At 73.0% G+C, this 20490-nt stretch carries 18 protein-coding genes and 1 pseudogene; 9 read left to right on the top strand and 10 right to left on the bottom strand.

All coding sequences use genetic code 11. The features are described 5' to 3' along the window. Positions 1-82: 82 nt before the first annotated feature. The 8 genes from OHA86_RS34170 (at position 83) to OHA86_RS34135 (ending at position 8849) form a co-directional block, all read left to right on the top strand. Complete coding sequence (locus tag OHA86_RS34170) at positions 83-781, top strand: GntR family transcriptional regulator (RefSeq protein ID WP_329182665.1); 699 nt, start codon at positions 83-85, stop codon at positions 779-781. Positions 782-916: 135 nt separating this feature from the next. Then, positions 917-2035 (top strand): TIGR03364 family FAD-dependent oxidoreductase, encoded by a 1119-nt coding sequence (locus OHA86_RS34165; protein WP_329181612.1) that lies wholly within the window; start codon positions 917-919, stop codon positions 2033-2035. 62 nt (positions 2036-2097) lie between these two features. Further along, positions 2098-2751 (top strand): phosphonatase-like hydrolase, encoded by a 654-nt coding sequence (locus tag OHA86_RS34160; RefSeq protein WP_443072039.1) that lies wholly within the window; start codon positions 2098-2100, stop codon positions 2749-2751. Further along, a complete protein-coding gene (locus OHA86_RS34155; protein WP_329181608.1) occupies positions 2748-3893 on the top strand; it encodes an ABC transporter ATP-binding protein in 1146 nt (381 codons plus the stop codon). Before OHA86_RS34160 ends, OHA86_RS34155 begins: the two co-directional genes overlap by 4 nt. After that, on the top strand, positions 3886-4854 hold the full coding sequence (locus OHA86_RS34150; RefSeq protein WP_329181606.1) for a 2-aminoethylphosphonate ABC transporter permease subunit: 969 nt from the start codon (positions 3886-3888) through the stop codon (positions 4852-4854). The genes OHA86_RS34155 and OHA86_RS34150 overlap by 8 nt, the downstream gene beginning before the upstream one ends. Then, the gene (locus OHA86_RS34145; RefSeq protein ID WP_329181604.1) at positions 4841-5638 is read left to right on the top strand and encodes an ABC transporter permease; all 798 of its coding nucleotides are present in this window, start codon (positions 4841-4843) and stop codon (positions 5636-5638) included. Before OHA86_RS34150 ends, OHA86_RS34145 begins: the two co-directional genes overlap by 14 nt. Positions 5639-5730: 92 nt before the next feature. Beyond that, entirely contained in the window at positions 5731-6816 is a 1086-nt protein-coding gene (locus OHA86_RS34140) for a 2-aminoethylphosphonate ABC transporter substrate-binding protein (protein ID WP_329181603.1), read from the top strand. 89 nt (positions 6817-6905) lie between these two features. Beyond that, positions 6906-8849, top strand: a complete 1944-nt coding sequence (locus OHA86_RS34135; protein WP_329181602.1) for a phosphocholine-specific phospholipase C — start codon at positions 6906-6908, stop codon at positions 8847-8849. 89 nt (positions 8850-8938) lie between these two features. On the opposite strand, the gene OHA86_RS34130 is transcribed toward OHA86_RS34135, so the two are convergent. The 3 genes from OHA86_RS34130 to OHA86_RS34120 form a co-directional block, all read right to left on the bottom strand. Continuing rightward, a complete protein-coding gene (locus OHA86_RS34130) occupies positions 8939-11680 on the bottom strand; it encodes a molybdopterin-dependent oxidoreductase (protein WP_329181600.1) in 2742 nt (913 codons plus the stop codon). Next, on the bottom strand, positions 11677-12504 hold the full coding sequence (locus OHA86_RS34125; RefSeq protein ID WP_329181599.1) for an FAD binding domain-containing protein: 828 nt from the start codon (positions 12502-12504) through the stop codon (positions 11677-11679). Before OHA86_RS34125 ends, OHA86_RS34130 begins: the two co-directional genes overlap by 4 nt. A 282-nt stretch (positions 12505-12786) precedes the next feature. Further along, positions 12787-14085, bottom strand: coding sequence for a dicarboxylate/amino acid:cation symporter (locus tag OHA86_RS34120; RefSeq protein WP_329181597.1), 1299 nt, complete (start codon positions 14083-14085; stop codon positions 12787-12789). A gap of 709 nt (positions 14086-14794) precedes the next feature. Between OHA86_RS34120 and OHA86_RS34115 the strand changes: the two genes are divergently transcribed. Beyond that, positions 14795-15931: a PP2C family protein-serine/threonine phosphatase gene (locus OHA86_RS34115; protein ID WP_329181595.1), complete on the top strand. Its 1137-nt coding sequence runs from the start codon at positions 14795-14797 to the stop codon at positions 15929-15931. A gap of 109 nt (positions 15932-16040) precedes the next feature. On the opposite strand, the pseudogene OHA86_RS34110 reads toward OHA86_RS34115, so the two are convergent. The 7 genes and pseudogenes from OHA86_RS34110 to OHA86_RS34080 form a co-directional block, all read right to left on the bottom strand. Then, positions 16041-16286 (bottom strand): annotated as a pseudogene (locus OHA86_RS34110) (maleylpyruvate isomerase N-terminal domain-containing protein); the annotation flags it as partial. Positions 16287-16421: 135 nt separating this feature from the next. Then, the gene (locus OHA86_RS34105; RefSeq protein ID WP_329181594.1) at positions 16422-16901 is read right to left on the bottom strand and encodes a carboxymuconolactone decarboxylase family protein; all 480 of its coding nucleotides are present in this window, start codon (positions 16899-16901) and stop codon (positions 16422-16424) included. A gap of 116 nt (positions 16902-17017) precedes the next feature. Beyond that, the gene (locus tag OHA86_RS34100) at positions 17018-17896 is read right to left on the bottom strand and encodes a sigma-70 family RNA polymerase sigma factor (protein WP_329181593.1); all 879 of its coding nucleotides are present in this window, start codon (positions 17894-17896) and stop codon (positions 17018-17020) included. Positions 17897-18146: 250 nt separating this feature from the next. Further along, on the bottom strand, positions 18147-18281 hold the full coding sequence (locus tag OHA86_RS34095; RefSeq protein WP_329181592.1) for a hypothetical protein: 135 nt from the start codon (positions 18279-18281) through the stop codon (positions 18147-18149). A gap of 279 nt (positions 18282-18560) precedes the next feature. Beyond that, on the bottom strand, positions 18561-18731 hold the full coding sequence (locus OHA86_RS34090) for a hydrophobic protein (protein WP_329181591.1): 171 nt from the start codon (positions 18729-18731) through the stop codon (positions 18561-18563). A gap of 136 nt (positions 18732-18867) precedes the next feature. Continuing rightward, positions 18868-19887: a LacI family DNA-binding transcriptional regulator gene (locus OHA86_RS34085; protein WP_329181589.1), complete on the bottom strand. Its 1020-nt coding sequence runs from the start codon at positions 19885-19887 to the stop codon at positions 18868-18870. A 211-nt stretch (positions 19888-20098) separates the two neighbouring features. Beyond that, on the bottom strand, positions 20099-20419 hold the full coding sequence (locus OHA86_RS34080; RefSeq protein WP_329181587.1) for an L-rhamnose mutarotase: 321 nt from the start codon (positions 20417-20419) through the stop codon (positions 20099-20101). Positions 20420-20490 lie beyond the last annotated feature (71 nt).

Raw genomic sequence — 20490 nt, 5'->3', positions numbered from 1 at the left:
GGGCGTCTGACAGGATCGCGGGGTGAGCAACGCAGCCGACCCCCTCGCCCCGATCCGCGCGGGCATCCCGGAACACGGCCGGATGCCGAAGTACTTCGCGGTCAAGGCCCGCATCGAGGGCCTGCTGGACGACCTGGGCGAGGGCGGGCCGCTGCCGACCGAGCGGGAGCTGGCGGCCCGGTTCGGGGTGGCCCGGGAGACCGTGCGGCAGGCGTTGCGCGAACTGCTGCTCCAGGGCCGGGTACGCCGCAAGGGCCGCGGCACCGTGGTCGCCGGCCCCAAACTCGTCCAGCCGCTGTCCACCGACAGCTACACCGAGGGCGTACGGCGGCAGGGCCGGGTCCCCGGCCGGCATCTGATCACCCTCGAACAGCTGGCGGCGGATCCCGTGCTCGCCGCCGAGCTGCGGCTGGACGCCGGGGCGGCGGTCTGGCACATGGAGCGGGTGCTGCTCGCCGACGACGAGCGGGTGGGGCTGGAGAGCACCTACCTCTCGGTGGCCCGACTGCCGCACCTGGCGCGGGACTTCGCCCCGGACACGTCCTTCTACGCCTTTCTGCGCGAGACGCTGGGGCTGGAGCCCGCCGTGGTGGACGAGCGGATCGAGACGGTGCTGGCGACACCGCGCGAGGCGCTGCTGATCGGTACGCCGCCGGCGCTGCCGATGCTCCTGCTGCACCGGTCCAGCGGTGACGCGGGCGGCGAGCCGCTGGAGCGTGTCCGCTCGCTCTACCGGGGCGACCGGTTCAGCTTCACCGTCCACATGGACCGCAGGTCCTGAGCCCTTCCGGCGGCCGCTTCGCGGCTCTTTCGATCACGGAAAGATAACGGGTCTAGGCCAGACTTGCGGCCGTGTTCACCCGCCGGTCGACAATCGGACGCCGCCGGGCCACCTGCGGGCGCGAACGTCGTCGCCGTGAGAGTCACTGTCGTCGGAGCCGGGGTGCTGGGCACCATGCACGCCTGGCACGCCATCAAGCGCGGCCATGAGGTCGTCCATCTGGAACGCGAACGCGAGGCGCGGGGCGCTTCGGTCCGCAACTTCGGTCTGGTGTGGGTCGGCGGCCGGGCCGCCGGCGCCGAACTGGACACCGCCCTGCGGGCCCGGGAGCTGTGGGAGGAGATCGGCGCCCTCGTGCCCGGCGTCGGCTTCCGCGGCAACGGCTCGCTGACGGTCGTCAGGACCGCGGCGGAGGAGGCCGTCGCCCGGGAGGTGCTCGACCGCCCGGACGCCGCGGAGCGCGGCTACTCGTGGCTGTCCGCCACACGGACGCGGGCCCTCAACCCGGCGCTGCGCGGCGAGCTGTCCGGTGCGCTGCACTGCGCGAAGGACGCCGCCGTGGAGTCCCGGGCCGCCCTTCCCGCGCTGCGCGCGCATCTGGCGGCGACCGGCCGGTACACCTTCGTCCCCGGCCGGGAGGTCCGCGACGTCGGCCCCGGCGTGGTCCGCGACGACCACGGGGTCTCGTACGGCTGCGACAGCGTCGTGGTGACCACCGGGGCCTGGCTGTCCGGCCTGGTCAGGGAGCTGGCGCCGCAACTGCCGGTACGCCGGGTGCGCCTCCAGATGGCGCAGACCGATCCGCTGGACGAGCCGCTGACCACCTCGGTCGCCGACGCCGACAGCTTCCGCTACTACCCGGCCTACGCGGGCGGCGCTCTCGACGCGCTGCGCGAGGGAACGCCGCAACCGCCCGTCGCCGCCGCGCACCGGATGCAGCTGCTGATGGTCCAGCGCCTCGACGGCGGCCTGACCATCGGCGACACCCACGAATACGACGAGGCGTTCGCCTTCGACGTCACCGAGGAGCCCTACGACCACCTGCGCGAGCGCGCCGCGGAACTGCTCGGCCGGCCGCTGCCGCGGATCCGCCGCCGCTGGGCCGGGGTGTACGCGCAGTGCGCGGACACCACCCGGGTCGTCCACCGCGAGCAGGTGCTCGACGGGGTGTGGCTGGTCACGGGTCCCGGCGGGCGCGGCATGACGTGCTCCCCGGCGATCGGCGAGGCGACCGCACACGAGATCGGCTGGTGACCCCCGTGACACATCCCGCCACCCCGCAGGCCCAGGCGCCGCTGACCCTGGTCGTGCTCGACATGGCCGGGACCACCGTGGCCGACGACGGCCTGGTCGAAGCGGCCTTCTCCCGGGCCGCGCAGGAACTCGGCGTCGAGCCCGGCAGCCCCGAGCACGCGCGGCACCTGGACCACGTGCGCGCCACCATGGGCGAGTCGAAGATCACCGTCTTCCGCACCCTGTTCGGGACCGAGGAGCGCGCCCGGCGGGCGAACGCCGCCTTCGAACGGGCCTACGCCGGCCTGGTCGACTCCGGCGTCTGCGCCCCGCTGCCCGGCGCCGAGGAGACGATCGGCCGGCTGCGCGCGGAGGGCCGCAGCGTCGTGCTGACCACCGGCTTCTCCCGTACCACCCAGGACGCGATCCTCGCCGCGCTCGGCTGGCAGGACATCGCCGACCTCACGCTGTGCCCCGCCGACGCCGGGCGCGGCCGGCCGTACCCGGACATGGTGCTCACCGCCCTGCTGCGCACCGGCACCGAGTCGGTGCGGCAGATCGCGGTGGCCGGCGACACCGCGTACGACATGCTCAGCGGCGTACGGTCCGGCGCGGCGGTCGTCGCGGGCGTGACCACCGGCGCGCACGCGGCGCCGGACCTGCGGGCCGCCGGTGCCACCCACGTCCTGGGGTCGGTGGCCGAACTTCCGTCGCTGATACCGGAGCCGGCGCGATGAGCGGCGCGGGCGGGGCAGCCGGGGCGACCGGGGCGAGCGGCATCCGCTTCGACCGGGTCAGCGTGTCCTACGGCGGTACGACCGTGCTGGACGCCCTCGACCTGACCGTCGGGCCCGGCGAGGTGATGGCCCTGCTCGGGCCGTCCGGCTCGGGCAAGACCACCGCGCTGCGGGCGGTGGCCGGCTTCGTCGCCCCGTCGGCCGGCCGGGTGCTGATCGGCGGGCACGACGTCACCGGCCTGCCCCCGTACCGGCGCGGCATCGGCATGGTCGTGCAGCAGTACGCGCTCTTCCCGCATCTGCGGGTCGAGCAGAACGTGGCGTTCGGGCTGCGTGCGCGGCGCACCCCGCGCGCCGAGGTCTCCGCGCGGGTCGCGGAGGCGCTGGAGATGACCGGCATGGCGGCCTACGCGCGCCGCTATCCGCGGGAGCTGTCCGGCGGTCAGCAGCAGCGGGTGGCCATCGCCCGCGCGCTGGCCGTCCGGCCGGGGGTGCTGCTGCTCGACGAGCCGCTGTCCGCGCTCGACGCCCGGCTGCGCTCCGGGATGCTCGCCGAACTGGCCCGCCTGCACCGGGAGTTGCCGCACATGTCGATCCTCTACGTCACGCACGACCAGATCGAGGCGCTGACCCTGGCCGACCGGATCGCCGTCCTGGACCAGGCCCGGCTCCAGGACTGCGGCACTCCGCACGAGCTGTACCGAACTCCGCGGACCGCCTTCACGGCGGGCTTCGTCGGCAGTGCCAATCTGCTGACCGTCCGCGCGCACGAGGACGGCGGCTTCCGGCTGGGCGCGGCGGCCCTGCGGGTGGCCCCGGACACACCCGGCCGGGCGGGTCCCGCGCCGGGGGCCGAGGCGACCGTGTGCGTACGGCCGCACCTGCTGCGGCTCGCGGAGGCGGCGGAGCCGGCCGCGGGACCGGCCGCCGGGGTCAACGTCCTGCGCGGCACCGTCACCGGTGTGCAGTGGCGCGGCCACACGCACCGGCTGCTGGTCGACTCCTGCGGACAGCAGCTGCGGGCCGACGTGGGCGACCTGCGGCAGCCGCCGCAGGTCGGCGACGAGATCGCGCTGACCTTCCACGCCGAGGACGCGGTGCTGCTGCCCGGCGGGCTGGCGGAGGAGGCGCGGCATGGCTAGCCCGGGAGGGCCGGCGGCTCCGGCCGGCGCCCACGCCGCCCCGCTGCCGCCGGTCCAGGCCCCGCCGCCCGGAAGCACCGCCCCGGCGGCTTCCGGCCGCCCGCGCCGGGGCCGTTCCCGCGCGCTGCCCGCGTGGGCCTGGGCGCTGCCGCCGGTCGGGGCGCTCGGGCTGGTGTTCCTCTACCCGCTGTTCCTCGTGGCCCGGCAGTCGGTCTCGCCGGACACCGGCGGACGCTCGCTGACCGCGTACACGCAGGTGTTCCGGGAGGAGTCCTTCCGCAAGGCGCTGTGGAACACCGTGTGGATCGCCGCCGCCTCGACCGCCGGCTGCCTGGTGCTCGGCTTCGTCCTGGCCCTGGTGATCGCCTTCGTGCCCTTCCCCGGCGGCCGGGCGCTGAGTCGCTTCATCGACATCTTCCTCGCCTTCCCGTCCTTCCTGATCACCCTGGCGCTGCTGTTCGTCTACGGCACGGTGGGCATGGCCAACGGCCTGTGGACGGACGTGACCGGCGCGGCGGACGGCCCTTTCACCTTCCTGCGCACGCCCTGGGGGGTACTGCTCGCCGAGATCACCTACTTCACACCGTTCGTCATGCGGCCGCTGCTCGCCGCCTTCTCGCAGGTCGACACCGCGCAACTGGAGGCGGCCTCCTCGCTGGGCGCGCGGGCGCCGCGGATCGTCAGGCAGATCGTGCTGCCCGAGGCGCTGCCGGCACTGGCGGCCGGCGGCAGCCTGGTGCTGGTCCTGTGCCTGAACGAGTTCGGCATCGTGCTCTTCACCGGCGCCAAGGGCGTCACGACCCTGCCGACGCTCGTCTACAGCAAGGCGATCCTGGACGGCGACTACCCGGGGGCGTGCGTGGTCTCGGTCGTCTCGGTGGCGCTGTCGGTGACGCTGTACGCGCTCTACCGGGCCGTCCTGGCCCGCGCCACGGGAGGCGGCCACCGTGCTCGTGCATAGCAGGCGCGGCCGCTGGACGGCCTGGACGGTTTTCTTCGCTCTCTTCCTGCCGCTGTTCGCGCTGCCGTTCCTGGTGATCGTGGCGGCGTCCTTCGCCACCCACTGGAGCGGCCCGTTCCCCTCGCACCCGACGCTCGCCCACTACCGGGCGGTCGGCCGCGGCGACTCGCTGCACGCCCTCACCACCAGCCTGCTGACCGCGCTCGCGGCGAGCGTGCTGGCGCTGCTGACCGGCGGCTGGGCCGCGCTGGCGGCCGGCCGGCTGCGCGGCGCCGCCCGCCGGGTGGTGGACGCGCTGTTCATGCTGCCGCTCGCGGTGCCCTCGGTGGTCGTCGGGCTCTCGCTGCTGGTGGCGTTCTCGCAGCCGCCGTTCCTGCTCAACGGGACGGCCGGGATCGTGATCCTCGCGCACACCGTGCTGGTCACCGCGTTCGCCTTCCAGTCGGTGAGCGCGGCGCTGACCCGGCTCGACCCGGCGTACGAGCAGAGCGCCGCGAGCCTGGGGGCGGGTCCGCTGTACGTGCTGTGGCGGATCCGGATCCCGCTGCTGCTGCCGTCGCTGACCGCGGCGGCCGGGCTGTGCTTCGCCCTGTCCATGGGCGAGTTGAGCGCCACGATGATGCTCTACCCGCCGGACTGGGTGCCGCTGCCCGTAGAGATCTACGGCGCCGCCAACCGGGGGTCGCTCTTCGAGGGCGCCGCGCTGGCGGTCGTCTTGATGACGGCGACGCTCGCCGTGCTGCTCGCCGTGTCCCGGATACGCACCAGGGCCGCCTTCCGCTGACCCGCCCGCCCACCCGCCCTGACACCTCTCCCCCTGCCCGCCCGTCCGCCCCGGACCCTCTCCCCCGGGGACACGAAGGAGTACGTACCGCCATGCCCGAGCACAACCGTTTCCGCAGCGTCCGCACCACGCTCACCGCAGGTACGGGGGTCCTGGCGCTGGGAGCCGCCCTGACCGCCTGCGGCGGCTCCTCCGCCGCGGACAGCGGCAAGCCCTCCACCGAAGTGACCGTCTACAGCGCCGACGGCCTGCACTCCGAGGCCGGCGACGGCTTCTACGACAAGGTCTTCAAGGACTTCACCGCGCAGACCGGCGTCAAGGTGAACTACGTCGAAGGCGGCTCCGGCGAGATGGTGCAGCGCCTCGCGCGCGAGAAGCCCCACACCCGGGCCGACCTGATCGTCACCCTGCCGCCCTTCATCCAGCAGGCCGACAGCAAGGGCCTGCTGACGGCCTACAGGCCGGCCGGGTCCGAGCAGGTCGGCGCCGCCGACAAGGACGCCTCGGGCGCGTGGACGTCGATCGTCAACAACTACCTCTGCTTCATCTACAACACCAAGGCACTCCCCCAGCCCCCGAAGACCTGGGACGACCTGCTCGCCGGGACGTACAAGAACAAGCTCCAGTACTCCACCCCCGGCGTCGCGGGCGACGGCACCGCCGTCCTGATCAAGGCCGTGCACGACTTCGGCGGCCAGGGCCCCGCGATGGACTACCTGAAGAGGCTCCAGGCCAACAACGTCGGGCCGTCCGCGTCCACCGGCCAGCTCGCCGCGAAGGTCGACAAGGGCGAACTGCTGGTCGCCAACGGCGATGTGCAGATGAACTACGCCGACATGGCGTCGATGCCGAACCAGGGCATCTTCTTCCCGGCCGCCGCCGGCGGGCGGCCGACCACCTTCGCGCTGCCGTACGCCGCCGGCCTGGTCAGGAACGGCCCGCACCAGGACGCGGGCAGGAAGCTGCTCGACTTCCTGCTGAGCAAGGACGTGCAGCGGGAGGTGTCCTCGGTCGGCGGCGGGTTCGCAGCCCGGACCGATGTCACCGCGACCGACCCGCACGCGGCCGAACTGAAGAAGATCATGGCGGGTGTGGACGTCTTCACCCCGGACTGGAAGGACATCGACGCGCACCTGCCGGCCTACGTGGACGCCTGGAAGTCGGCCACCGGCAGCTGACCGCCCCGCCCGACCGCACCCGTACACCCCGCATCACCGCGCAGGACCCGCAAGGACCCGGCACCACTCCCCCCGATCGAGGAGTAGCAGTGACGCCCCTGACCCGCCGTACGTTCCTCGGCGCAGCCGCCGGCAGTTCCCTCACCGCCGTCGGCGCGCTGCCCGCCTCCGTGCAGACGGCGATGGCCGCCGCCCCGGCGGCCGGCACGCTGGACGACGTCGAGCACGTCGTGATCTTCATGCAGGAGAACCGTTCCTTCGACCACTACTACGGGACGCTCAAGGGCGTACGCGGCTACGGCGACCGCTCGCGGCTGCGCTTCCCGAATTCCTCCGACGTGCTGCGCCAGACCAGCTCGGGACCGTCCGGCGGCACCCTCGTGCTGCCGTGGCACCTGAACACCGCCACCACCGACGCCCAGCGGGTGCGCGACCTCGACCACGGCTGGTCCGGCACCCACACCGCGTGGAACAACGGCCTGTACAACAACTGGGTGCCGGCCAAGAGCGCCTACGCGATGGGCTACTACCAGCGCGCCGACATCCCGTTCCAGTACGCGCTCGCCGAGGCGTTCACGGTCTGCGACCAGTATTTCTGCTCGGTGCAGGGGCCGACCAACCCGAACCGGCTGTACCAGTGGACGGGCACGGTCGACCCGGGCGGCAAGAACGGCGGCCCGGTCACCGACAACTCGGAGAAGGGCTACAGCTGGACGACGTACGCCGAGCGCCTGCAGGCGGCGGGCATCTCCTGGCGGGTCTACCAGCAGCAGGACAACTACGACGACAACCCGCTGGCCTGGTTCAAGAGCTTCAAGAGCGCCGCGGCCGGCTCCCCGCTGTACGTCAACGGCATGCAGCGGCGCACCGCCGACGCCTTCGCCGCGGACGTCGCCGCCGGGACGCTGCCCGCGGTGAGCTGGGTCGTGGCCCCGGCGAACCAGAGCGAGCACCCCGACTACCCGCCCGCGTACGGGGCGAACTACACCTCGCAGTACGTGCTGAAGGCACTGGCCGCGAACCCGGCGGTGTGGGCGAAGACGGTGGTCTTCCTCAACTACGACGAGAACGACGGCTTCTTCGACCATGTCGCCCCGCCGGTCGCGCCGGCCGGGACGGCCGACGAGTTCATCGGCGGCGTGCCGATCGGACTCGGCCCGCGGGTGCCGATGATCGTCATCTCCCCCTGGAGCCGAGGCGGTTACGTCAACTCCCAGGTCGCCGACCACACCTCGCCGCTGCGGTTCCTGGAGAACTGGACCGGGGTGAAGGAGACGAACATCTCCGCGTGGCGGCGCACGGTGTGCGGCGACCTGATGTCGGCGTTCGACTTCACCACGAAGAACACGGCCTTCCCGTCACTGCCGGACACCGCGGCACTCGTCGCGGCCTGCGACGCGGAGAACTCACTGCCGGACGCGGCGCCGCCCGCCACCCCGGTCGCCCCGGTCCAGGAGTCGGGGACCCGGCCGGTCCGCAGGGTCGGCTACTTCTTCGACACCACGTCGTGGACCGACACCGCCACGGGCCGGATCTGGTTCAAGACGGTCGCCAAGGGCGCGCTCGGCGGCGGCTTCGCCGCGTACACCGTCAATTACCGCTCCTACGACAACTGGCGGTACACCCTGCCGGCGGGCGGCTCCATCTCGGACTACTTCAGCGCGCAGACCTACGGCGGCGGCCTCTACGACATCGACCTGCACGGGCCGGACGGCTATCTGCGCGGCTTCAAGGGGGATGTGCGCACCTGGAGCAACACCGCGAAGGCGCACCCCGAGGCCGCCCTGTCCATCGCCCCGGCCGCGCCGGCCGCCCTGGTGCTGACCCTGACCAATTCAGGGACTGCGGCGGTGACCTTCACGATCGGCGCCAACGGCTATACGGGCAGCGGCGGTTCGACGGTCGCCGTTCCGGCGGGCGGCACGCAGAGCCGCACGCTGGCGCCCGCCTCCGACGGCCAGTACGACTACACCGTCACCGCGAGCGTCGGCGACGGCTTCGAGCGGCGGTTCGCCGGCCGTACCGACACGTAGGGGCCGGCCGGCCGCGCGCCGGGCACGGACTCACGGCCCTGTCCGGGCAGCTCGGCCGAGCTGCCCGGACCCGGGTCCGGGACCCGGGGTCACCGCCCTTCGGCCGCCCGCGTGCCCGCCGCGTCCAGGGCCAGCCACACCCGGTCGCGGGTCAGCGGGAGGTCGGTGAAGCGCAGGCCGGTCGCGGCACGCAGGGCGTTGGCGAAGGCGGGGGCGACGGGGATGAAGGGGCTCTCGCTCATGGACTTCGCGCCGAGCGGGCCGATGGCGTCGGCGGTCTGCGTGAAGTGGACCTCGGTGCGCGGGATGTCGGCGTACTGCGGGAGCCGGTAGCGGCGGAAGGCGGCGGTGTCGACCGCGCCGCGCCCGTCGACGCGGACGTCCTCGAAGAGGGTGGCGCCCAGCGCCTGGGCGACGCCGCCCTCGACCTGCCCGCGGCACTGCATCGGGTTCATGACCTTGCCGGCGTCGGCGGTGTGCACGCTGCGCAGGATCCGCATCTCGCCGGTGCCCGGGTCCACCGCGACACGGAACCAGTGGGCGTTGAAGGCCACAGAACGCGGGGTGCCGCCGAAGTGGCCGTCCGCCGCCAGGTCCGCGCCGACCGCGCGGGCCGCCGCGTACAGCTCCTTGAGCGGGATGCGGCTGCCGCCGCCCGGGCCGTACGCGACCGCCTCGTCCACCAGCCGGCAGTCCGCGCGGGCCACCCGCAGGTGGGCGGCGGCGAAGTCCAGCAGCACGGCGGCCAGGGCGCGGGAGGCGCGCAGGGTGGCCTTGCCCGCCACGACCACGCCGGTGGAGGCGAAGGCGCCGGTGTCGTGCCGGACGACGTCGGTGTCGGACTGCCGCACGGTGATCCGCTCGACGGTGGTGGCGAGTTCGCCCGCGGCGATCTGCCGGTGGACGGTGGTGGTGCCGTTGCCGAACTCGGCGGTGCCGACGGCCAGGTCGAAGGTCCCGTCGGGCAGCAGGGCGGCGCGCACGTCGGCGATGTGGCCGCCGGGCGGCCCGGTGGCGATCATCGCCAGGGCCGCGCCCTCGCCGACCAGCCAGCCGTCCGGGCCGGGCTCGGCGGGTTCGGCCCGCGCCGCGCGGATCACCGCCAGGCACTGGTCGAGGCCGTAGCTGGCGATGTGCAGGTCCTCCTCCTCGCCGCCGGTGCTGATCATGGGTTCGCCGGGGCCGATGATGTTCCTGGCCTTGAACTCCAGGGGGTCCATGCCGAGGCGGCGGGCGAGTTCGTCGAGCGCCGACTCGGTGGCGAAGACGACCTGCCCGAGGCCGTAGCCGCGGAAGGCCCCGGCAGGGACGGTGTGGGTGTAGACGGCGTAGCCGTCGGCCTTCTTGTTCGGGCAGCGGTAGACCGCCAGCGACTCGTCGCAGGCGTGGAACATCACCGCGGGGCCGTGGTTGCCGTACGCGCCGGTGTTGGACACCGCCCGCAGCTGGAAGGCCGTCAGTGTGCCGTCCCGCCGGGCGCCCACCTTGACGTGGACCGTGAAGGGATGCCGGGTGGTGGCGCCGTAGAACTGCTCGGCGCGGGTGTACTCCAGCTTCACGGGCCTGCGCAGCCGCAGGACGGCGAGGGCGACGATGTCCTCGACCAGCATCTCCTGCTTGCCGCCGAAGCCGCCGCCGACCCGGCCCGCGACCACCCGCACCCGGTCGAGCGGCAGGTCGTACAGCGCGCACAGGGCGCGCCGGGTCAGGAACGGGGTCTGCGAACTGGTGCGTACGGTCAGCCGGCCGTCCTCGTCGATCCAGGCGACCGCGCCATGGGTCTCCAGGGCCGCGTGCTGGACCCGCTGGGTGCGGAAGGTCTCCTCGTAGATCTCATCGGCCTCGGCGAATCCCGCCGCGATGTCGCCGGCCTCGCCGTGCACCTCGCCCGCCACGTTGTCGTGCGGCCGGGAGATCCGGGCCGTGGCCGCGTCCTTGGCGTGCACCACGGGCGCCCCCGGCCGCATCGCCTCCTCCGGGTCGAGGACGGCGGGCAGCACCTCGTACGCGACCTCGACGGCCCGGCAGCCCTCCTCGGCCGCGGCCTCGCTGTCGGCGACGACGGCCGCGACGCGCTGGCCGATATGGCGGACGGTGTCGTCCAGGACGCGGGTGTCGTCCGGATCGTCGGTCGGGTGCTCGTGGCGGGCGGTGGAGAAGTGCCGCTCGGGGGCGTCGTGGTGGGTCAGGACGGCGTGGACCCCGGGCACGCGCAGCGCGGCGGCGGTGTCGATGGCCGTGATCCGGGCGTGGGCGTGCGGGGAGCGCAGCAGCTTCATGTGCAGCAGCCCGGGCACGTCGAGGTCGAAGGTGTAGCGGGCGGTCCCGGTGACGACCTGCGGCCCGGCGGGCGCGGGCAGGTTGCGGCCCACTGCCTCGCCCGCCGCAGGAACCTCGGTGTGCCGGACGCCGCGGATGGCGTCCTCGACGGCCCGGTAGCCGGTGCAGCGGCACAGGCTGCCCTTCAACGCCCGCGGCAGGTCCGCCAGTTGCTCCTCGTCCAGCGCGGCCGTGGTCATCAGCAGCCCCGCGGTGCAAAAGCCGCACTGGAAGCCCTGCGCGTCGAGGAACCCGCGCTGCACGGGGTGCAGTTCACCGTCGGGCGAGGCCAGTCCCTCGACCGTGGTGACCGACCGGCCCCGGGCGCGGAAGGCCGGGTACAGGCAGCTGTGCACGGGCTCGCCGTCGACATGGACGGTGCAGGCGCCGCAGTCGCCCGCGTCGCAGCCCTTCTTGACACCGAACCAGCCCTGCTCGCGCAGATACGTCCGCAGGCACTGCCCGGGGCGCGGGTCCGCGTCGAACGGCCTGCCGTTCACCTCGATGGTCATCGGCCGGCGTCCCCGGTCAGTTCCCGGCGGATCTCCTCGGCCAGCCGGAAGGTCATGTGCCGCCGCCACTGCGGCAGTCCGTGGATGTCGTCGAACCACTCGTGGTCGGCGACGGCTCCCGCCACGGCCTCGCTCAGCTCGGCCGCGGTCGGCGGCGCGGCGAACCGCAGCCGGAAGGGCCGCACCGTCGAGGCGGTGAGGGTGACCGCGACCGACCCGTCCTGCGGATCGAGCGTCCCGATCACGAGGACGCCGGACCGCCCGAGGCCGTAGAGGGACGCCTGCCGGAAGGCCGTACGGGAGCCGAGCGCCCGCGCGGGCAGGGTCACCGAGCGCAGCAGCTCGCCCTCGGCCAGGTCCTTGCGGCCCGCCCCGGTGACGAAGTCGGCGACCGGGACGCGGCGCAGTCCGCCGTCCAGGGCGCGCAGTAGGCAGACCCCGTCGAGTGCGGCGGTCAGGGAGATCATCGGGCCGGCGGGAAGGGCGTTGCAGAGGTTGCCGCCGACGGTGGCCATGTTCCAGATCTTGAACGAGGCCAGGAACGCCCGGCAGCACTGCTCGAACAGCGGCGCCGCCGTCGCCCGGAGCTGCTGTCCGCCGTAGCGGGAGAGCTGGGCGATCGTGCACGTCGCCGCGATCTCCAGCGCCCCGTCGTCCGCTTCCAGGACCGGTGTCCAGCCGGTTGTGCTGAGATCCACCAGCCGGCGCAGATGCGGCTGCGGCTCGGAGAACAGATACGTCCCGCCGCCGAGCCAGGCGTCGCCGGGCCGCCAGGGGGCGGGGTGCCGGGCGTCCCGGATCTCCCTCACCGTGTTCAGGTCCATGGCTCAGTGAAACAAGCCGCGCCGGACCACGACGAGTGGTTCACCACACAGAAACGCAGTCGGAACCATGGGTGATCAAACAAGAGGCTTTCCGGGCGAACCAGCTCGCATGTGCCAGGCAACGACATGGATCTGCCTCGTGGATGCGACACGCCGGGAGCGGCAGACGGTGGCCGCGCGGGGGGCCACCGGATACAGCGCACGCGTCGGGCCTGCCCGCACTCCGCGCGAGCGGAGTGCGGGCAGGCCCGTACGGGGCTCGGCCGGCGCGGGGGCCGGGCGTCAGACCCCGACCAGTTCCCGGGAGTCGTCGGCGGTCTCCGGCTCGTCGGCGTCCTCCAGGTCGCGGGGGTTGTTGAACGCGTCCAGGTCCAGGATCTTCTCGCGCGAGGCGACCAGCACAGGGGTCAGCACCTGCCCGGCGACGTTCGTCGCGGTACGCATCATGTCCAGGATCGGGTCGATCGCGAGCAGCAGGCCGACGCCTTCGAGCGGCAGACCGACCGTGCTCAGGGTCAGCGTCAGCATCACGATGGCGCCGGTGAGGCCCGCGGTCGCGGCCGAGCCGATCACCGAGACGAACGCGATCAGCAGGTAGTCGCCGATGCCCAGGTGCACGTGGTAGACCTCGGCCACGAAGATCGCCGCGAGCGCCGGGTAGACCGCGGCGCAGCCGTCCATCTTCGTGGTGGCGCCGAAGGGCACCGCGAAGGAGGCGTAGTCGCGCGGCACACCGAGCCGCTCGGTCACCCGCTGGGTCACCGGCATGGTGCCCACCGACGAGCGGGAGACGAAGCCGAGCTGGATGGCCGGCCACGCGCCCTTGAAGAAGTTGACCGGGTTGATCTTGCCGACCAGCGCGAGCAGCAGCGGGTAGACGACGAACATCACCAGGGCGCAGCCCACGTAGACGTCCACGGTGAAGGTGCCGAGCGGCTTGAGCAGGTCCCAGCCGTAGGTGGCGACGGACTTGCCGATCAGGCCCAGCGTGCCCAGCGGCGCCAGCCGGATGACCCACCACAGCGCCTTCTGCACGACCTCCAGCACGACCTTGGACAGGTCGATCAGCGGCTCGGCCTTCGGCCCGACGGACAGGCACGCGGCGCCGACGACCACGGCGAGGAAGACGATCTGCAGCACGTTGGGCTCGCTGAAGGCGTCCACGACGTTGGTGGGGATGATCCCGGTGAGGAAGTCGATCCAGCTGCCCTTGTGGATCTCGTCGGGCAGCGCGGCGGCCTTCAGGTGCACGCCGTCGCCGGGCTTGGTCACCAGGCCGAGCACGATGCCGATGGTCACCGCGATCAGCGAGGTGATGCAGAACCACATCAGCGTACGCAGCGCCAGCCGCGCCGCGTTGGTGACGTTGCGCAGGTTGACGACGCTGACCAGCACAGCGGTGAACACCAGCGGCGGAACTGCCAGCTTGAGCAGCTGGACGAAGATGTTGCCGATCCGGGTGAGCGTCTCGGTCAGCCAGTTCACGTCGCCGTCGCGGGCGATCAGGCCGAGGACGACACCGAGGACCAGACCCGCGAGGATCTGGACCCAGAACGGGGTTCTCTTGAGCAAGGCAGGCAAGGGGGACTCCTGGAACAGCGCCGGACGCAGCCGGGCACCGCGGATGGGTGGACCGGCGCGGTGGGGCGGATGCCGCGCTCGGCCGCGGGGACGGAGCGGCAGGCGGACGACCGGGCCGGGTGGTGGAGCATCGGCGCGAAGCGCCGGGACGGACGCCGCCGGGCACCCCGGGGCCGCCGCGCGGAGCAGGCCGGGCGCGGCGGGGAGGACGTCAGGGGCGGACGCGCGTCACGGCGTACACAGGTCGCCGTTGCAGTGGCACAGGTCGACATGCAGGCGCGCGACCAGCGGGATCACCGCGGCCGTTCGCGCTGTGTCGACGCTGCGTGCACTGGACATGAGGAGGAAGATAATACATTCATCACACAAGGACAAGCTCAGCGGAGAGCGGGCGAACACCATATGGCCGCCGCCGATCGACCGCATGGCCGGGTTTTCCTGCCGTGAATATGACGGATCCTCAATTCCCTGGTGAATTTGCGGAGTTGGCGGATCCCAGGGTCCGGACGACGGGCCGGACCGCACCGCGGACGTCCGGCGCCCCCGGCGGACGCCCAGCTCAGCCCGGCCGCCGCGCGGCAACCGCCGGCCCGCTCGAAAATCCCTTCGGCCTCGTCGCGTGAGCGCGGGAGGCGGGTTCGAAGGGGCGATTTCGGGCGTGTCGTCCGTGGTTATCCGCCGTGCGGGAAGGTGCCGCGAGAATGGGTGAATGGACATTCGGCGGCTGGTTGATTCCCCGGGGCGCGGCGCAGGAGGGCTGCTGGCCATCCCTCTGGTGCTGATCATCGTGATCACCGTGGCCGGGGTGGTGTCGCCGAGCAGCGTCCACCTCGGGCCGCTGCTGGTGATCGCGCCGGCGCTGACCGCCTCCTTCGCCGGGCCGTGGCGCACCGCGATCATCGGGGCTCTCGCGGTGGGGGCGCAGGCACTGGTGGCGGCACTGAACGGCGGCGTGGGCACCGCCAACCACGTCTGGCAGTTCACCGCGCTGGTGGTGCTGTCCGTGCTGGTGGTCTTCTTCTGCTATCTGCGCGAGGGGCACACCCGGCAGCTGAGCCGGGTGCGGGTGGTGGCCGAGACCGCGCAGCGCGTGCTGCTGCGACCGCCGCCGGAACGGGTGGGACCGCTGCGGGCGGCCTGGCGGTACGTGACGGCCGACGCCGACGCGCAGATCGGCGGCGACCTCTTCGCGGTGGTCCGCACCGGCCGGGGCGGCACCCGGGTCATCATCGGGGACGTACGGGGCAAGGGGCTGGCCGCCATCGGTGAGGCGTCCGTCGTCCTGGGCGCCTTCCGCGAGGGCGCCCGGCACTGCGAGACGCTGCCCGACCTGGTCCAGGCGATGGACCAGAGCGTCGGCGCGGATCTTGAGGACGTCGCCGACAGCGCCGACGACCCCGGCGAGCACTTCGTGACCGCCCTCGTCCTCGACCTGCCGGACGACGGCCGGCAGGGCACGATGATCAGCTGCGGGCACCCGCCGCCGCTGCTGCTCCGCGACGGCCGGGTCACCGTCCTGGACTCCAGCGCGCCCTCGCCGCCGCTGGGCCTCGGACTGCCGGCCGGCGGTCCGCACTGCGACGCCTTCGCCTTCGCCGACGGCGACACCCTCCTGCTCTACACCGACGGCGTCATCGAGGCCCGCTCGCCGCAGGGCGCCTTTTACCCGCTGGCCGACCGGGCCGCGACATTCCCGCCGGGCCGCCCCGAGGCGCTGCTGCGGCACCTCCTCCACGACGTGACCGCACACACCGGAGGCCGGCTGGCCGACGACGTCGCCGTCCTGGCCGTCGAGCGCGTCCCGGCCCCGGCCCCCGGCACCGCACCGGACCGGCGCAGCACCTGAAACGGCCGCGGCCGGTGAAAACCGCGCCGGGCATTCGCCGCACACATACCGTCGGACGTCGCCGGCGGACCTGTCCGTCCGGCGCCCTCGGCGCCCGCGGTCCGTCGCGCCCGAAGTCCAGGAACATGCTCGCGCTCACCCGGACCCAGCGCCGCCCGTCGGCCGCCCCCGCGCTGCCGGGCGCCCAGTCGCGCCAGTACGTGACCGCGTCGCGGTCCACCGGTCCCGCGGCCGGGGTGTGCAGCGCCACCAGTGCGCGCTGGGCGTCCGACAGGCAGTGGAAGACCAGGTCCCGCACCGCCCAGCCCGTACACCCCGTCGCCTGCCACGAGTCCTCGTCGCCGAGCTGCGGCACCACGTCGGCGAAGGCCCCGTACACCGTCCGCAGCAGTGCGGCACTCCCGCGTGTGTCCACGCCCCTACCGTACGGCCGCGCCTCGCCGGTCGGGGCGTACGACCGGCAGGTGCGGCTCCGGGCCGGCGCGCGGGGTCACGCCGGTTGCTCGAAGTGCCCGGGCTGGTGGTCGCCCCCCACCTGCCGGGTGATGACGTTGAGCCGGTTGAAGGCGTTCATGACCGCGATCAGGCAGACCAGGGCCATCAGTTGCTCGTCGTCGTAGTGCTTGGCCGCGTTCGCCCACGCCTCGTCGGTGACCCCGCCGGAGTCGGCAAGTCGGGTGCCCTGCTCGGTGATTTCCAGCGCCGCACGCTCGGCTTCGGTGAAGACCGCCGTGTCCCGCCAGGCCGCGACCAGGTTCAGCCGTACCGGTGTCTCGCCCGCCCGGGCGGCCTCCTTGGTGTGCATGTCGAGGCAGCCCGTGCAGCCGTTGATCTGGCTGGCGCGGATCCTGACCAGTTGCTGGGTGACCGCCGGCAGCGTCGAGTCGGACACGGCCTTGCTCGCCGACACGATGTACTTCGCGAACTTCGGGCCGACATCGGTACCGAAAGGATTGAGTCGCGCGTGCATGAAGACCTCCGTCGTCGGTGGGATTTCCCCCTCTTGGACGGGACCGGCCCGCGATACGTAACAGCACGGCGGTCACCGACGGCCCAACCGGCCCGCGGCGCGGGCCGCGTGGCACCTCAGGGACGTACCGGGACGCCCATGGACGCGAGGCGGGCCGGATCGCTCACGGACAGCACCTCGACGATCCGCCCGTCGACCACCGTGCAGGCCAGTACGCCCAGCAGCCTGCCGTTCGGGCCCCATGCCACCATCCCCGGCTCGCCGTTGACCAGGGCGGGGCGCGTGGTCACCGCGGCGCGGACCCCGCGCTGCGACCTGACGGCCACCTCGGTCGCCCCCAGCCGGACGACCACGCCGCGCGCGCCGCACGAGCGCCACGTCACGTCCGGGTCGAGCACCCGCAGCAGCCCTTCGAAGTCCCCGCTCCGCGCGGCCGCGAGGAAGGCGTCGACCACCGCGCGCCGCTGCTGCGGCCCGCCGGCCGGGCGTTGTGTGTCCTGCACCTTCCTGCGGGCCCTGCTGGCGAGCATCTTGGTCGCGTCGGCGGACTTGCCGACGATCCGGCCGATCTCCTCGAACGGCACCGCGAACATGTCGTGCAGCACGAACGCCAGCCGCTCGGCGGGGCGGAGCGTGTCGAGCACCACCAGCAGTGCCAGCCCGACCGATTCGGCGAGCAGCGCGTCGTCCTCGGGCGCCGCACCGCCGTGCTCGGCCACGGTGAACTCGGGCAGCCCGCCGCCGTAGGAGGCCTCGGGCCTGGCCTTGCGCTTGCGCAGCATGTCGATGCAGACCCGCCCGACCACGGTGGTCAGCCAGCCCGGGAGATCGCCGATGGCGGCCGGGTCCTGGCGCGCGAGTCTCAGCCATGCCTCCTGGACCGCGTCCTCGGCGTCCGCCCGCGATCCGAGCATCCGGTGGGCCACCGCCACGAGGCGCCCGCGCTGCGCCTCGAACGCCTCGGACACGGCTTCACCGGCACCTCGTACGGCCATCGTGCCGCCCTTCCTCAAGCGGGTTCCGTCCTGAGGATGACGGTCCCGGCGGCGCCGGGGTAACAGATCGCGGGCCCCAGATGAGCGCGAAGCCCGCCGTGCCCAGCCGACGCCCACCACCGGGCACAGCAGCCGGAGTGCAGGCCGCTTGCCCGCGGAATCCTTCCCGTAGACGCGGGCGGTCAGCCGGCCCACCGCGGCCACACCGACGCCGGCAACGATCAGGACCGCGCCCAGAACCTGCGCCGTCTCAGCGCCCCTTCCTGTGCTTGTTCCACAGCCCCCAGCCGAACATGCCGAGGATGAAGGCGAACATGAGCAGGACGATCACAACTCCGGCCGTCCCGTCGGGAATCCACGAGCCGCGCCCGTATGCCAGTTCCATCGGAGGTCCCTTCCGCTGTGTGCCCGGTGGCCGGCGGGCGAGGCAAGCCGGGCCGCCACCCGTTCCAGCCGGTCGAGGGTGCGCCGGTATCCGAACGCCGACACACCGGCCGGTATCGCGAGGATCAGCCGGACCACCCGGTGTCCTCGCAGCGCCCGCCTACCCCGCAGCGGGCGGCGGACTCGGCACTCCGCGGCGGGGACGGGTCCGGACATGGCGATGCGCCGCCCACCATCGGGATGGGCGGCGCATCCGTCGCGCCGGTGTGTCAGTGGACGGTCACCAGCGGTACCAGCGGCCACGTCTGCCGCCGGTGCCGGCGCCGCGGAAGACGAAGCCCAGTGCCCACAGGACCAGGACGATGATGGCGATCCACCACAGGATGTGGATGGCGAAACCGGCGCCGCCGAGGATCAGGGCGAGAAGCAGAACAAGAAGGACGGGAACCATAGTTATCACTCTCCTACGGCCCCATCTGCCCGCACTCCACAGCCGCAAACAGCGCTGCGAGCTGCACGGATACGCCTCCGGCCGACAGGTCGGGCGGCAAGCGGTACGACCGGTTCCGGGCGCGCGCGCCGGGCGGTCAGCGGCTGGGGAGGCTGGAGCCGCGGACGACGAGTTCCGGTTGCAGGACGGTCTGGCGGTGGGTGTGGGCGGCGGGGTCGCCGACCGTCTCCTCCAGCAGCATCTCCGCGGCGAGGCGGCCCATGGGAACGGCCGGCTGGCGGACGGAGGTGAGCGGGACGGCGGCAGCTGCGGCGAATTCGATGTCGTCGTAGCCGACGATCGCCATGTCGTCCGGGACGCTGATCCGCGCCGCGAACATCGCCTGGAGCACGCCGAGCGCCAGCAGGTCGTTCGCGCAGAAGACCGCGGTGGGCCGGCGGCCGAGGCCGAGCAGGCGGGATCCGGCGTCCCGGCCGGCGGCCACGTCGAGGCGCTCGGCGGAGATCTCGGTCAGCGACTCGGCCGGCAGGCCGGCCTCGGCCAGGGCGGCCAGCGCGCCCGCCTTGCGGTCGTGGACCTGGGTCACCTCGGGCGGACCGCCGACGTAGACGATCGCCCGGTGCCCGGCGGAGATGAGGTGCTGCACGGCGAGCCGGCCGCCGGCCACGTCGTCGACCGACACCGAGCAGACCGACGGGTCCGCCGAGACGCGGTCGACCAGGACGAAGGGGATGCCCTGGCTGCGCAGCCCGTCCAGGCTGCGGCCCGTCGGGTCGGCGGGCGTCACCAGGACGCCGCGGACCCGCTGCTCCGCGAAGAGCGAGAGGTATTCGCGTTCCTCACTGACACTCTGCGCGCTGTTGCAGACCATGACGCCGAGGCCGGCCGCCCGCGCGGTGCGCTCGGCGCCGCTGGCGACGGCCACGAAGAACGGGTTGCCCATGTCCAGCACCAGCAGGGCCATGATGCGGCTGGCGCCGGCCCTGAGCTGCCGGGCGGACTCGCTGCGGACGTAGCCGAGCCGGGCGATGACCGACTGCACGCGCGTTCTGGTCTCTTCCGCGACCAGATCGGGGCGGTTGATCACATTGGAGACGGTGCCCACCGAGACGCCGGCCTGCCGTGCCACGTCTTTGATACCCACCATGGATGCCACGCTCCGTCCCGCTGCCACCGCCGGGTGCTACGTGCCCGGGCCGACGTTCCGCGGGGTCTCCCCCGAACCTGGAATTTGAACCTATTCAATCACATGCACGCACCCCTGCCGCGCAGCGCAGGGCGCTGATACGGCCAACCGCCGGGACGTCGGGAATGAATCGCTTCACTCCCGCTGTCCCGCAGGCCCGCCGCGGCGGTCGCCGCGCCGCTCAGACGAGGTGGACGATCTCACTGAGCGGAACCATAGCCGTATCGGGAGCGGCCCCGTCCAATTCTTCGAAAAAGCCCGCCATTTCCGCCTGCCAGCGGGCATTGACCTCGGTGCGGTCCATCTCCGCCCGCGCCCGGTCGAAATCCCCGGTCTCCAGATAGCCGACGAGGAGACCGTCGTCACGCAGAAAGAGCGAGTAATTGTGCCAACCTGTCGCGGTCAGTGCGGCCTGCATCTCCGGCCACACCGCGGCATGCCGTTCACGGTACTCGGCAAGGCACTCCTGTCGGATTCCGAGCAGAAAGCAGACGCGATTCATCAGCGTTCCTTTCCCGGCCGCCGGCCCGCGCGGGGCGGGCCGGCGTTTCACCGGTGGTGCCGGCCGGTCGT

The organism is Streptomyces sp. NBC_01477 (assembly GCF_036227245.1).
Classification (GTDB): domain Bacteria; phylum Actinomycetota; class Actinomycetes; order Streptomycetales; family Streptomycetaceae; genus Actinacidiphila.
This window is presented reverse-complemented; position numbering and strand designations above follow the sequence as displayed.

Bases quoted from the DNA above. Each gene is read 5' to 3' on its own strand.
- OHA86_RS34140 (WP_329181603.1), top strand. From the start codon at position 5,731: ATGCCCGAGCACAACCGTTTCCGCAGCGTCCGCACCACGCTCACCGCA.
- OHA86_RS34170 (WP_329182665.1), top strand. From the start codon at position 83: ATGCCGAAGTACTTCGCGGTCAAGGCCCGCATCGAGGGCCTGCTGGAC.
- OHA86_RS34115 (WP_329181595.1), top strand. From the start codon at position 14,795: ATGGACATTCGGCGGCTGGTTGATTCCCCGGGGCGCGGCGCAGGAGGG.
- OHA86_RS34105 (WP_329181594.1), bottom strand. From the start codon at position 16,901: ATGCACGCGCGACTCAATCCTTTCGGTACCGATGTCGGCCCGAAGTTC.
- OHA86_RS34125 (WP_329181599.1), bottom strand. From the start codon at position 12,504: ATGGACCTGAACACGGTGAGGGAGATCCGGGACGCCCGGCACCCCGCC.
- OHA86_RS34130 (WP_329181600.1), bottom strand. From the start codon at position 11,680: ATGACCATCGAGGTGAACGGCAGGCCGTTCGACGCGGACCCGCGCCCC.
- OHA86_RS34095 (WP_329181592.1), bottom strand. From the start codon at position 18,281: ATGGAACTGGCATACGGGCGCGGCTCGTGGATTCCCGACGGGACGGCC.
- OHA86_RS34155 (WP_329181608.1), top strand. From the start codon at position 2,748: ATGAGCGGCGCGGGCGGGGCAGCCGGGGCGACCGGGGCGAGCGGCATC.
- OHA86_RS34160 (WP_443072039.1), top strand. From the start codon at position 2,098: ATGGCCGGGACCACCGTGGCCGACGACGGCCTGGTCGAAGCGGCCTTC.
- OHA86_RS34080 (WP_329181587.1), bottom strand. From the start codon at position 20,419: ATGAATCGCGTCTGCTTTCTGCTCGGAATCCGACAGGAGTGCCTTGCC.
- OHA86_RS34090 (WP_329181591.1), bottom strand. From the start codon at position 18,731: ATGGTTCCCGTCCTTCTTGTTCTGCTTCTCGCCCTGATCCTCGGCGGC.
- OHA86_RS34100 (WP_329181593.1), bottom strand. From the start codon at position 17,896: ATGGCCGTACGAGGTGCCGGTGAAGCCGTGTCCGAGGCGTTCGAGGCG.
- OHA86_RS34150 (WP_329181606.1), top strand. From the start codon at position 3,886: ATGGCTAGCCCGGGAGGGCCGGCGGCTCCGGCCGGCGCCCACGCCGCC.